Origin of the sequence: Flavobacterium sp. Root420 (genome assembly GCF_001427905.1) — a bacterium.
Classification (GTDB): domain Bacteria; phylum Bacteroidota; class Bacteroidia; order Flavobacteriales; family Flavobacteriaceae; genus Flavobacterium.
On the sequence record NZ_LMEF01000032.1, the window covers coordinates 13,531 to 27,017 of the forward strand.

Consider the following 13,487-nt stretch of genomic DNA (forward strand, 5'->3'; position numbering starts at 1 on the left):
TTTTTTTGGAATTTTTTTTCGCCACAACCCGAGCAATAGCGAACAGGCGAAGCAATTCACGAATTTTTATTTTAATTAATTCGTGAATTCGGGGCTATTTTTTTTTGGAATTTTAATTCACTTTTACTCGAATGCCTTTTGTATGACTTGAAAATTCTGGTGCATACATACTTTCTATTGTTGAAATTCCGTTGGAGAATTCACCGCTGTTATTTACTCTGATATCATATTCTAATACATAAGTTCCTTTGTCAATTCGATCGAAGAAGAAATGTGTTGCGGCATCTTTCGTACTCATATAATAGCCTAATCGATCTTTGTATTGGTATTCTGAAAGTACATTTACAGGCTCAAAACAAGAAGCTCTCATATCTTTCAAGTGAACATATTCTGTATCTTCTTTAGAAGTGATAATCAATCGAACCGTAACCAAGTCTCCTGTTTTTAAAGGGTTTTTAGAGGTGATTCTTTCTAACTGATCACCTTTCATAGAATTCTTTTTGAGATATAACTCTTTCGAAACTGATAAAACAGCTCCCGAATTCGTTTTGATTTTATCCAAATCTTCAAAATACTGCCAATACACACCACCAAAACCAGGAACCTTCGATTTGTTCTGAATGTTTATTGAAGCCATTTCTTTTTTAATTTCATCCGTTTTCCAGTTCATTTTGATATAACCTGTTTCGGCTTCTTTCTCGCTTTCAGATAATTTTTTGGTGAGGATTTTTTCATTTCCAAGTTTAATAACGGTATTATCTTTTACAGAAAGCCAATCGGTGCCTTGCATTAATAAAGCATAAACAGCTTCGGTAGTTGATTTTGTGGTGGGCCAGTTTTTAGTCTGTTTGTTTTTTAATAACCAGACTTTCATCGCATCCACAGATTTGGTATCGTGATTCACTTCGGCGAAAGCCTCAATCAATAAAGCCTGTGTTTCTATAGGCGCCTGATACCAATACCAGCCCGCTTTGTTGGCGATCCAATACATTCCCCAATCTTCATTATTGGATGAAGTCTCTTTTAAACTTTCTATAATTTTTTTAGCCGATTCACTCTCTCCAAAACGATTTAAAGACAATGCCGCCAAACCTTTTTCGTAAAGAGAATATGATAACCATTCTTTTTTAATAATATCAAGATATAGTTTAGTAGCCTTTTTTAGAGTGTCTGATAATTTATAATCTTCAAGATAAAAACTTCTTGTATATAGATAATGTAAATCAGAATTAGGGTTAATCCAGCTTAGTTTATCTGTTGCTTTTAAATTTTTGGCTCTGCTTTTGTAGGATTCTAAAAACTTGCCATCCAGATAAGGAATTCCAGGTTTACTGATTTCTTCAATCTTGTGTTCAATGTCTTCATTTTTGCTCAATTTTGATAAATGACCCAAACCAGCCAGAATATGTCTGGTGATATATTCGTTTTCGTCGCTTCCGTTAAACCATGCAAATCCTCCAGATGATTTCTGCTTTTGTTTTAATTTATCAAAAGTAGCTTCCTGAGAATTTTTCATTTTCTCTAAATCAAATAAAAGAGCCAAATTCTTTTTCTTTTCGTCTTCACTTTGTGCATCATTTAGCCAAGGCGTTTCGGCTAGAATAATCGATTTTAATTCTTCATTTTCTTCTAATTTCGAATTCAGTTTGCCGTTTTTTCTCCAGTCTTCAAAAATAGTTGCAATCTTCGGATTGCTTGATATAATTTCAGAAGCCAAAGCATTGGCATAAAAACGAGCAAAAGTTTGTTCAGCACATTCATGTTCGTATTCCATTAAATACGGCAGGGATTGAATCGCAATCCAGGCCGGATTCGAAGTATATTCTAATGTAAACTGATGATTCTTTAAAGTCGAAGAAGTATTGTTTTTTAAATTCTCAAAAGTATATTCTTTAGTCGAATTCTCACGAACCCAAATCGGAATACTTTCTGTGACCAGCATATTGTTCGTTAAAACCGGAAGTATGTTTTCTTCTCCATCAGAAAAATTGCCTGATTTAGCCAAAATTTTATATTGAACTCCTTGCAAACCTTCAGGAATAGAAATCGTCCAGGTTGCTGTTGTGTTTCCGAAAGCACCAACATTGAAATTTCGAACATTTTTGGCGTTCAGCATTTTCGCATCAATGGGCTGCATAGTTGTGGCATCAAAGAATTGTAAAATCGCTATTCCGGTTTTGGCTTTATCGGTAATATTCGAAATTTTGGCAGAAATAATAATAGTGTCTTTTTCTCTAAAGAAACGTGGAAAATTTGGCAAAACCATCAATTCCTTTTGGGTTACAACGCTTTTCTCCAGATAACCGGAAACTGCATCTTTATTATGTGCCAATAAACGAAGTTTCCATGCTGCTAAAGCTTCGGGAGATGTAAAATTGAAACTTACTTTTCCATTAGCATCGGTTCTAAGATTTGGTAAAAAGAAAGCGGTTTCAGAAAGGTTTTTTCTGGCTTTTACTTGTGTGAGTTCTTCTAAGGCTTTTTTGGTTGTTATGATTATGACGCCGTTTGCAGCTCTGCTTCCGTAAAGGGCTGTGGCTTTGTCTCCATTTAAAAATTCTATATCCAGAAGATCATCAGGATTTATCTTTTTAAAATTACTTTCAGAAGAGATTTGTCCATCAATTATATATAAAGTTGATGTATTGACTATCATTGAGGTCATGCCACTGATGATTTTTTTTCCAGGTATAAATTTTACTTTATTGGTTTTAAAATAATATTCAGGATCATTTACAGTTTCTGAAGATTTGGCTACTGCAGGTTTTACAAATCGAACGTTATCTGCACTCGGTGCTACCACTGATTCTTCAAGAACTGCTGCATTTCCTGCACCAACAGGTTCATCAACAGCTAAAACAGCATCAGGGTCTCCTTTTATAGTTTCGCTGCCTACTTTTTTATCTTTAATGTCTCTTATTGTTAAACCCAGTGAATCTCCGTATCGACTATTGTAAAAGTCAAAACCAAACCAGTTTAATTTTGTTTCTTCTTTATAGAATTTGCCTATAGGTAGATCTTCATTTAGATTTTCCAAAGAAGAATTTGATTTTTCAAAACCTAAACCGGATTTAAAATTAGATGTATTGTATCGATAATTATTTATATTTAAAATGTTCCAATCTCTTTTTGTAAACTGATCTAAGGAGCTGTCATACAAAGATGCTAATACTTCAGCTTCGGTTTTCGCATTTATTGATTTTAGTTTAAACGACCATTTTTCAGTACTTCCGGGTTCTATTTTATTTCTGAAACTTTCGACAATCAATTCTAGTTTTGATTCTTCCGTTTGTAATACTACATTTAGTTCTTCATTAAAAATTTCGTTTTCAAAAATGCTTTGAAAAGATAAACGTATTGAGTTCTCAAATTCTTTTTTTAACGGAATTTTAATTGTTACTTCATTGTTTTGTAAATGATAAGTATTCTCAAAATAGGTTTGATTACCATAGTTTCCGTTTGCAGTGATATAAAGATCCGGTATTATAGAAGAAAGTTTGACTTCGACGAAACCATCTTTTTTAGGATTACTATTAATTTGTTCTGCCGTAAATAATTTACCCGGATTAAACTTGTCTTTGCTTTGTTTGATTTCAAAAGTAGAAACAGATTCTATAGCATTATTAAAAGTGTCTTTTGCAGAAAAAACAATTTTATAATTTCCGGATTTATAATTTGAAATAAAATCCAGCGCTATTTTTTTGTCTTTTTCGGTATCTATTTTCTTTGAGAATAATAGAGTTTCGCTTGTTTTATCACTTTTAATTTCGCGGATTTCATAAGGAAATAATCGTTCAAAATCAGAGGCTGAAATAGTTTCGATTTCTGGTTTTGGCCAAACTTGTTCTTTGAATTTATTCCTGAATGGAGCGACGAAATACAATTTAATTTCGCCTTTTGCAGCTAAAAATTCTCCGTTTAAATTTGTGCTTGTGAGTGTGACTTCATTTTTGTTTTTAGTTTCAATACGATTTGGAATACTTGCATTGATAATCAAATCATGATAACCTACTTTTATGATGGTCTCTGAGGTATGGGTTTCTCCATTGATATCCGTAACGTGAGCCGTTATTCTGTAATTAAAGACAGGTAATTGTTCTTTTATTGCATTTTTTGAAGGTTCGGCTTTAAATTCAATTACAAATTTCCCTGAAGCATCTGTTTTGGTTTCGCCTGTTGCTATAGTTTCATTTTGCTCCTGTCCGTAATAATTTCTAAAATAACTTGTAAATCTATTCACTGTATAAGTCACTTTTGCATCAGATATATTGCTTCCCGCAAATGCCTTTGCACTTCCGCTGACTTTAATCGACTGATTTACCTGAAAGCTTTCTTTTTTAGGATCAAAATCTACTTTGAATTTTGGACGTTTGTATTCTTCAACTCTAAAATAAGTTTCAGAAAATTGAAGTATTGCAGCTTTCCAGAATGATTCATTTGGTTTATTTTTTATGTTAATATCTCCTTTTGTATAATCTTCAGGTTTTCCTGCAAAAATATAGAAAGTGCCAGTTGCACCATTTTTTGGCAAAATAAATTCTCCTGAAAATGAGCCAAATTCATTTGAGGTAACTTCAAATTCTTTTAAATTTTGAGAATTAGCATCTTTAACTATTATTTTAAAAGAAGTATTGGCAACAATGCTTGTTTTGTTTTCTTGTTTTTGAATTGCAATTCCTTTGTAATAAACAGTCTGTCCTGGACGGTAAATGGCCCGATCCAAATAAAACTCGACTTTAGCGTTTAAAGTCTTTTGTTCGTTGGCAGTGTATGGCTGAGTATATCGAATATAATTTCGGTTTGGTAAAATAGTATCATTCTCTACTGAAAACTCAATGTGATCATTGTACGAATGGTTGTTATGCCCAATATAGGACGCTAATCCGTTTGAATCGGTTTTAATGGTATAATAGGATGATTTTATGGATACATTTTCCAGAGGTTTTCCTGTTTTTCGATCCAGAATCTGAAAGTTTTCTTTATTGTCTCCTTGAGATGCCAGAATACTTAAGTGTGAGACTGTCATAGTTTCAAATGCAAAAGCTTTTTTGTCTTTTAATCCGGAATCGCTTTCAAAATAAACTAAATAGCTTCCTGTTTCTAATTGTGGTAGCAGAACTTCTGTTGTATATTCAAAATAATCATTTTTGTTTTGCAGATGATAATCTTGAGAGACAATTTTATTTTGGGTTTTTATAATTACCGCAGTTAAACTATCTTGTTTATAGATTAATTCTGAGTCTGAAAATTTTTTTAGTGTTTTTTGATCTATTTTGTAAAATGAAATTTTTAAATTATCTATGTTTTTATAGTTAATAAAAGCTCTGGTGTTCTCTTTATTATAACTGTATTTTTGAAGTCGAATATCCAATGATTTAGAAACAACGTTTTGTTTTTGCTGTAAGGCGCTTTGAGCTGCATTAGTCTTATCATTGATCTTTATAATATTGTCATATATTTTGACAGCTTCAATTTTATAATCCGGATGTGATTCTTTTGATGCTTGAGCAAGAAGAAGTTCTGCTTTTTTAAGTAGAATTTTTTGCGTAAGAAAGGGATCGTTTGAATGTTGTTGAAGTTCATTTAAATACTTTGTCAAATCTTCATTAGGTTCCGGTAGAAAATCACTGCAAAATATAATTCGGTTAAATTGATTTTCTAAAGAAGGATTGCTTAACTCTAACTTTTGATATAAAGAAATAACTTTTCTAAGATTTTCATCTTTTATAAAACTTAAATCCAGTTTCAAAAATGCTTCCGAATTTCCTAAAAGCTGGTTTTTATATACTGCTATTTCACTATTTTGAATTTGCCATCGCTCTATCTTTTGAGTGAAAAAATCGATATTTTCTTTAAGCAGATAATCATATAAGTTTTCATTTTTTAGTTTTTCTAAAGACAAAAAATCAAAGATAGCCTGATAATTTGTAAGCGGAGTGGTTTTTAGAATTGACTCGTTTTGTAATGTTTTTTCGAGAATTGCAATGACTTCCTTTTCGGATGTAAATTCAGATGGCGGACTAATATAATCCTGAGCTGAAGGAACTTCAACACTATCTGCCACAGCATATGCAGCTTGGTCTACAACTGCAGCAGCACTATCTACAACCACGACAGCATAATCATAATTTGAGTAATTATTTAAGTATTTTGCATAAACCAAATTCAAAATCGCTTTTGATGGAATTGAAACCCGATTGATATCAGTTTTTAAATTGGTGAAGATTTTTTTCTTTGCATTTTCATCAACAACCTGAAGATATTTTGATTGATAAAAAAAGCATTTTATCATTTGTACTTCGTCTTTTCTTTTTACAGCTTTCTTGTAAATTTGATCAACAATTTTACTTGCCGATTTTATTTTGCCTTCATTTTCATAAGAGACAACCTTAATCCATTTTTTGTCATTTTGTTGTGCAAATAAAGCAGTAGTGAACAATAAGAAAACAAATAAGATATTTTTCATAAGTGTGTTTTAGTATATAGAGAGCAGTTTTTGACAAAAGGTTGGGAACCGGCTTAAATAATTTTCGTACAAATTACTAATTTATCTCCTAAACCAAATAATACATTTTATATTTCCTTATTTTTGAAATATGAAAAAGCTCCCACTTCTTTTTTTGCTTGCGCCAATTTTAATTTGGTCACAGACTAATTTTGAAAAAGCAGAAAAGTTATTTCATGCCAAAAAGTATGAGGAAGCTCAGGTTATTTTTGAAGGAGTATTAAAAACAAAACCTTCAGATTTAAAAACGCTAGAGTATTTAGGAGACATTGCTGCTCATCAAAAAGCGTGGGTAAAAGGAGCAGAACATTACAAAAAACTAAAGGAGCTAAAACCAAGCGAAGCAGATTATTTTTATAAATATGGAGGTTGTCTGGCAATGCGAGCCATGGAAGTGAATAAATTAAAAGCTTTCGGAATGGTAGATGACATGAAACAGGCATTCGAAAAAACAATAATTCTAAATCCAAAACACATTCCCGCAAGATGGGCTTTGATTGAAATCTACTTACAATTGCCAGGAATTTTGGGTGGAAGCGAATCGAAAGCAATAGGATATTCTAATGAATTAATGCAAATTTCTCCTGTTGATGGATATATGTCAAAAGGAAGAATTGACGAATACTTTAAAAGATATACATCAGCTGAAAAAAATTATATAAAAGCAAATGAAATTGGTAAATCAAAAGTCACTTTTCAAAAATTATATAATTTATATTTGAACAAATTAAAAGATGCTAAAAAAGCACAGGAATTGAAACGAAGATTTGAAGCATAATTGAAAACTACAAAATTAAATTCCATCTGAAATTGGAATTTGGAACTTAAAAAATTGGAATTTTAAATGAAAACACATTTCATCGCTATAGGCGGAAGTGCCATGCACAATTTAGCATTAGCATTGCATAACAAGGGATATCAGGTTACAGGAAGTGATGACGCTATTTTTGAACCTTCAAAATCAAGATTAGAGAAAAAAGGAATTTTACCGGCCGAATTGGGTTGGTTTCCTGAAAAAATCACTGCCGATATTGAAGCAGTAATTCTTGGAATGCACGCCAAAGCGGATAATCCGGAATTGTTAAAAGCACAAGAATTAGGATTGAAAATTTATTCGTACCCGGAATTTTTATATGAACAATCTAAAAATAAAACGCGCGTTGTAATTGGCGGATCGCACGGAAAAACAACCATTACTTCGATGATTTTGCACGTAATGCATTATCATAATATTGAAGTTGATTATATGGTAGGAGCACAGCTGGAAGGTTTTGATACGATGGTCCATCTTACAGAAGAAAATGATTTTATGGTTCTGGAAGGTGATGAGTATTTATCTTCTCCGATCGACAGAAGACCGAAATTTCATTTGTATCAGCCTAATATCGCTCTAATTTCAGGAATTGCCTGGGATCATATTAATGTGTTTCCAACATATGAGAATTATGTGGAGCAATTTGAAATTTTCATTCAAAAAATTACCAACGGTGGTATTTTAGTTTATAATGAAAATGATCCGGAAGTAAAACGCGTTGCCGAAGCAGCAACAAATCCTATTCGTAAATTATCGTATCATACACCTGAATATACAGTAAGTGATGGTGTGACTTTATTAAAAACTCCTGAGGGCGATATGCCAATTGAAGTTTTTGGAGCACATAATTTAAATAATTTGGCTGGAGCCAAATGGATTTGCCAAAACATGGGCGTTGACGAAGCTGATTTTTATGAAGCAATTGCGAGTTTTAAAGGAGCTTCAAAGCGATTAGAGAAAATCGCCGAAGGAAAAGGAAAAGTAGCTTATAAAGACTTTGCCCACTCTCCAAGTAAAGTGGCTGCTACAACAAAAGCAGTAAAAGAACAATATCCAAACAGGACTTTAGTAGCTTGTTTAGAATTGCATACGTATAGCAGTTTAAATGCTGAATTCTTAAAAGAATATGAAGGCGCATTGGAATATGCTGATGTTGCCGTCGTTTTCTATTCTCCGGACGCTGTAAAAATCAAACAATTGGAAGAAGTGACTTACGAACAAATAGCCAATTCTTTTAATAGAGAAGATTTGATTATTTACACCAATCCAAGTGAATTCAAAGAATATTTATTCAACTTAAATCTTGAAAATTCTGCGCTTTTATTGATGAGTTCAGGAAATTACGGAGGATTGAATTTTGATGAGGTTAAAAGTTTGATTAATTAGAAAATGTGTCAATTAGAAAATTAGATAATGTGCCGATTGCATAAAGGCAATCGGTATTTTTTTTAAAAATTATCTAATTGGCACATTTTCTAATTATCTAATTTGTATAGCTATAATGTCCGACTATTTTATATTCGAATAAGCAATCTTCCAGAACTTGTCCGCTTCCAACATTATGGACGATCAAATTTCTTTGTCCGTCTTTTGATTTTTTACTGGTAATAATTCCGATGTGTGGCAATTTATTATTGATCATCCAGGTTACCATCTCTCCGGTTTTATACTCTTTTGCGTTTTGGGTTACAGGCAGTTTGATTCCTTTTCTTTCAAAAAACACTTCTAAATTGGGAACTCTCCTGTGATCAATATTGGTATCGGTTTTTGTCATTCCCCATTTTTCTAAATTTGGATATTGAGAGAAATTTGAAATCATATCTTCATGAACTTCTTTCTGCAAATCGATTCCTAATTTTCTGTAAGAACGAATGATCACATCGGTACAAACACCTTTGTTTTTTGGAACATCACCGTTAGGATATTTAATTGAAAAATAAGCAGGATCATAATTTATTGATGGATCAATAATTGAAATCGCTGCATCTGATAATTGCTGCCCGAAAGTTTGCACTGTTTGCAGATTGTTTTCGGCACGAAGGACATTTTTTTCTTTTCGATTGCAAGAAAAAAGTAAAAAGCAAATGCATAAAAGAGATACTGATTTCATTGTAAGATTATGTTTTATAGTGGCTTATTTGTTTTAAATTTAATCATTTTAGAGTTATCTTTTATTTATGAATGATTTTTCTTATTTTTTAATATATTAGCCATTTTTTAAGACTGTAATAAAATGAATCCAATTATAAGAGTTGTTAAGACAACAAGCGAAAATCCTGATTTTATTTCTTTAATAAAAACCTTTGATATTTTTTTATGGGAACGTTACCCGGAATTGAAAAACGATTATTGGGGTAATAATTTAATTGAATTCAACTCTAATGTTTTTATTATTTATTTGAATGGTAAAGCTGTTGCTTGTGGTTGTTTTAAAAAATATAATACAAATACAGTTGAATTAAAGCGCATGTTTGTTTCGCCTGAAGCAAGAGGCTTGGGTTTAGCTCAAAGAGTAATAAAAGAGTTAGAAAATGAGGCTATAGATCAGGGGTTTGAAACGATGATTTTGGAAACATTATACAAACAAATCGAAGCAATTAATCTTTACCAAAAAGTAGGTTTTAGAATCGTTGAGAATTATGAACCTTATGAAGGTTTGGCAAATAGTGTTTGTATGCGTAAATCTATTATTTAACATTATGGAAACTACTCATTTCCCCATTACGAACTGGTCTGAAGACGATCGTCCTCGCGAAAAGTTAATGCTGAAAGGTAAAAGTGCTTTAAGCGATGCAGAATTGATTGCGATCTTGATTGGCTCAGGAAGCCGAAACGAATCTGCCGTAGATTTAAGCAAAAGAATTTTGGCCAGCGCAGATAATTTGAATGTTTTAGGCAAAATGTCGATTTCTCAATTAATGAATTTTAAAGGAATAGGAGAGGCCAAAGCAATTACTATTATTTCGGCTTTAGAACTTGGCAGACGCCGAAGAGCTGAAGATGCTGTCGAATTGATTAAAATTACATCAAGTAAAAGAGTCTTTGAAATTATGCAGCCTATTATTGGTGAGCTCCCACATGAAGAATTTTGGGTACTTTTTCTGAATAATTCCAATAAAGTAATTTCTAAATCACAATTGAGTAAAGGCGGTATTTCGGGAACTATTGTCGATGTTCGGCTGGTTTTTAAATTGGCTCTTGAAAATGGAGCTACTGGGTTGATTTTGTGTCATAATCATCCCTCTGGAAATTTGCAGCCAAGCGATGCTGATCGAAAAATCGCTAAAAAAATCAAACTCGCAGGTGATAGTTTAGATGTTAAAGTTTTGGATCATTTGATTATTACTGAAACAAAATATTATAGTTTTGTAGATGAAGGAATTTTTTAGATTATGAATACCACCATTACAGACGTTTTTTTCGATTTAGATCATACGCTTTGGGATTTTGATAAAAATTCTGAAATGGCTTTTGATCGCATTTTTAAAAATAAATTCCCCGAAATTAGAATTCAGGATTTTATTGAGAAATATGCTCCCATAAATCAAGCCTGCTGGAAGCTATATCAAAATGATCAGATAACACATATTGAACTTCGCTATAACAGATTAAAGTTTTCTTTTGATGCTTTAAATGTTGAGATCTCAGATGAAAATATCGATGAAATTGCCAATGATTATATTGAATATTTAACGGATAACAATCATCTTTTTGATGGCGCAATTGAAGTATTAGAATATCTAAAACCAAAGTATAAACTCCATATTATTACCAACGGTTTTGCGAATGTTCAGGAAAAAAAGATTAATAATGCTTTACTTTCCAGTTATTTCAATACAATAACAAATTCAGAATTAGCGGGCGTAAAAAAGCCAAATAGTATTATCTTTGATTATGCTGTTAATTCGGCTAAAGCTTCAAAAGAAAACAGTATCATGATTGGAGACTGTCTTGAAGCTGATGTTAACGGTGCTTTGAATGCAGGTTTGGATGCTATTTTTTTTAATGAAAAGAAAATTGAAGCTCCGGATAATATTAAACAAATAAACCATTTATTAGAACTTAAAAAATATTTGTAGAGATGAAAATTAAATTATTATTAGTTACACTTTTTTGCTCGGTTATAGGATTTGCACAATCTATTAATGATTATAAAGCTGTTATTGTGCCTTTGAAATACGATTTTATAAAAACTGAAAATCAATATAGATTGGCTACTATTACTAAATCTAATTTAACCAAGGCGGGTTTTCAGGCTTTCTATGCAAATGAAGAGATCCCTGCTGAATTTAGTGATCGTTGTCAGCTTTTGTACATTGATGTAAAAAAAGATAATGGCTTTTTAGTAACGAAGCTTTTTATAGAGTTTAAAGATTGTTATGGAAAAGTAGTTTATACTTCTGAAGTCGGAAAAAGCAAAGAAAAAGATTATGAAGCTGCATACAGAGAAAGCCTTAATATGGCATTTATATCTGTAACGGCTTTACATTATAAATACAGCGGTAAAACTGTTTTACCAACTGGTAATAGAGTTGGAACCGGAGCTATGAACCCGGCAGCAGTAGCAGTTATGACTCCTGCAACAACAGCAGCAGTCGTAACACCTGCAACAACTGTTGCGACTCCGGTTGCAGATGTTTCTGATCCAAATTTGTTATATGCTCAGCCAACAGAAAATGGATATCAATTGATTGACAAAACACCAAAAGTGGTAATGAAATTGCTAAAAACATCTCGTCCAGATTCATTTATAGCTATAAAAGATGGAGTACAGGGTACATTGAATGCAAAAGACAATCAATGGTTTTTTGAATATTATCAAAATGATAAATTAGTATCTGAAAAAGTTGTAGTTAAATTCTAAAACATAAAATAAGGTTTTTAATAACCATATTTATCTTTCCAACGGTTCTTTAAAAATTCGCGGTTACTGTTCTCTCTAGAATTGTTTCCCGGATTATAAAGAACCGTTTTTTTTATGGCATCTGGCAAAAATTCCTGTTCTGCAAAATTGTTGGCATAATCGTGCGAATACTTATAATCATCACCATAACCCAATTCTTTCATAAGTTTGGTTGGCGCATTTCGTAAATGAATGGGTACAGGTAAATCTCCAGTTTGCTTAACTAGTTGTTGCGCATTTCCGATGGCCATATACGATGCATTACTTTTTGGAGAAGTAGCAAGATAAATAGCACATTGGCTCAAAATAATGCGGCTTTCAGGATAACCGATAGTGGTGACAGCCTGAAAAGTGTTATTGGCCATAATAAAGGCAGTTGGGTTCGCATTTCCAATATCTTCACTTGATAAAATAAGCATTCTTCTTGCAACAAATTTTACATCTTCGCCGCCTTCAATCATTCGGGCTAACCAATAAACTGCGCCATTTGGGTCGCTTCCACGAATAGATTTTATAAAGGCAGAAACAATATCATAATGTTGTTCGCCACTTTTGTCATATAGAACCGTATTTTGTTGAACCAATTCAAAAACACGATCATTGGTAATAATGATTTCATCATCTGCTGAAGCATTGACAACTAATTCGAATATGTTTAGAAGCTTTCGGCCGTCTCCACCTGAAAGTCGTAATAAAGCTTCGGTTTCCTTTAAAATAATATTTTTTGATGCTAATTCATTATCAGTTTTCATCGCACGATGCAATAATGCTTCTAAGTCTGCCTTTGTAAAAGCGTTTAATACATAAACCTGGCAACGAGACAATAATGCGGGAATAACTTCAAAACTCGGATTTTCAGTTGTAGCCCCTATTAAGGTAATCCAGCCTTTTTCTACTGCTGCCAAAAGTGAATCTTGTTGTGATTTGCTGAATCGATGAATCTCATCAATAAATAAAATTGGATTTTTGGCAGTGAATAATCCGCCACTTTGTTTGGCTTTATCAATTACATCACGAATATCTTTTACACCTGAATTTATCGCGCTTAAAATATAAAATGGACGTTTAGATTCCTGTGCAATAATTTGTGCCAAAGTGGTTTTCCCAGTTCCCGGAGGTCCCCAGAAAATCAGAGATGGAATAATTCCTTTCGAAATTTGTTGCGTCAGAGATCCGTTCGGTCCAACCAAATGGCTTTGACTAATATAATCTTCTAATTTCTGTGGGCGAATACGCTCGGCTAACGGTGCTTCCATTTTGTAAAA

Annotated in this window: 9 protein-coding genes; 6 read left to right on the forward strand and 3 right to left on the reverse strand. The window is 32.6% G+C overall.

All coding sequences use genetic code 11. The features are described 5' to 3' along the window. Positions 1–112: 112 nt before the first annotated feature. Positions 113–6,466 (reverse strand): alpha-2-macroglobulin, encoded by a 6,354-nt coding sequence (locus ASC72_RS20315; protein WP_056195226.1) that lies wholly within the window; start codon positions 6,464–6,466, stop codon positions 113–115. A 130-nt stretch (positions 6,467–6,596) separates the two neighbouring features. Here ASC72_RS20315 and ASC72_RS20320 point away from each other — a divergent pair, with 130 nt between their 5' ends. Then, a complete protein-coding gene (locus ASC72_RS20320; protein WP_056195229.1) occupies positions 6,597–7,283 on the forward strand; it encodes a lipopolysaccharide assembly protein LapB in 687 nt (228 codons plus the stop codon). Positions 7,284–7,349: 66 nt separating this feature from the next. Continuing rightward, a complete protein-coding gene (gene murC / locus ASC72_RS20325) occupies positions 7,350–8,705 on the forward strand; it encodes a UDP-N-acetylmuramate--L-alanine ligase (protein ID WP_056195231.1) in 1,356 nt (451 codons plus the stop codon). Between the two features lie 97 nt (positions 8,706–8,802). Here murC and ASC72_RS20330 read toward each other — a convergent pair whose 3' ends face one another. Beyond that, positions 8,803–9,429, reverse strand: coding sequence for a DUF1287 domain-containing protein (locus ASC72_RS20330; protein WP_056195234.1), 627 nt, complete (start codon positions 9,427–9,429; stop codon positions 8,803–8,805). 123 nt (positions 9,430–9,552) lie between these two features. Between ASC72_RS20330 and ASC72_RS20335 the strand changes: the two genes are divergently transcribed. Genes ASC72_RS20335 through ASC72_RS20350 form a run of 4 tightly spaced genes read left to right on the forward strand, consistent with a single transcriptional unit; the run spans position 9,553 to position 12,183 of the window. After that, positions 9,553–10,014, forward strand: a complete 462-nt coding sequence (locus ASC72_RS20335) for a GNAT family N-acetyltransferase (protein ID WP_056195237.1) — start codon at positions 9,553–9,555, stop codon at positions 10,012–10,014. 4 nt (positions 10,015–10,018) lie between these two features. After that, positions 10,019–10,708: a DNA repair protein RadC gene (radC, locus tag ASC72_RS20340; RefSeq protein WP_056195240.1), complete on the forward strand. Its 690-nt coding sequence runs from the start codon at positions 10,019–10,021 to the stop codon at positions 10,706–10,708. Positions 10,709–10,711: 3 nt separating this feature from the next. Further along, positions 10,712–11,398, forward strand: coding sequence for a YjjG family noncanonical pyrimidine nucleotidase (locus ASC72_RS20345; RefSeq protein WP_056195243.1), 687 nt, complete (start codon positions 10,712–10,714; stop codon positions 11,396–11,398). Positions 11,399–11,400: 2 nt separating this feature from the next. Next, positions 11,401–12,183 carry a hypothetical protein gene (locus ASC72_RS20350; RefSeq protein ID WP_056195245.1) on the forward strand — a complete coding sequence of 261 codons (783 nt, stop codon included), beginning with the start codon at positions 11,401–11,403 and terminating at the stop codon, positions 12,181–12,183. Positions 12,184–12,200: 17 nt separating this feature from the next. On the opposite strand, the gene ASC72_RS20355 is transcribed toward ASC72_RS20350, so the two are convergent. Further along, positions 12,201–13,478: a replication-associated recombination protein A gene (locus tag ASC72_RS20355; protein ID WP_056195249.1), complete on the reverse strand. Its 1,278-nt coding sequence runs from the start codon at positions 13,476–13,478 to the stop codon at positions 12,201–12,203. Positions 13,479–13,487 lie beyond the last annotated feature (9 nt).

Coding starts and splice junctions, on each gene's coding strand:
- ASC72_RS20315 (WP_056195226.1), bottom strand. CDS start 6,466: ATGAAAAATATCTTATTTGTTTTCTTATTGTTCACTACTGCTTTATTT.
- ASC72_RS20320 (WP_056195229.1), top strand. CDS start 6,597: ATGAAAAAGCTCCCACTTCTTTTTTTGCTTGCGCCAATTTTAATTTGG.
- murC (WP_056195231.1), top strand. CDS start 7,350: ATGAAAACACATTTCATCGCTATAGGCGGAAGTGCCATGCACAATTTA.
- ASC72_RS20330 (WP_056195234.1), bottom strand. CDS start 9,429: ATGAAATCAGTATCTCTTTTATGCATTTGCTTTTTACTTTTTTCTTGC.
- ASC72_RS20335 (WP_056195237.1), top strand. CDS start 9,553: ATGAATCCAATTATAAGAGTTGTTAAGACAACAAGCGAAAATCCTGAT.
- radC (WP_056195240.1), top strand. CDS start 10,019: ATGGAAACTACTCATTTCCCCATTACGAACTGGTCTGAAGACGATCGT.
- ASC72_RS20345 (WP_056195243.1), top strand. CDS start 10,712: ATGAATACCACCATTACAGACGTTTTTTTCGATTTAGATCATACGCTT.
- ASC72_RS20350 (WP_056195245.1), top strand. CDS start 11,401: ATGAAAATTAAATTATTATTAGTTACACTTTTTTGCTCGGTTATAGGA.
- ASC72_RS20355 (WP_056195249.1), bottom strand. CDS start 13,478: ATGGAAGCACCGTTAGCCGAGCGTATTCGCCCACAGAAATTAGAAGAT.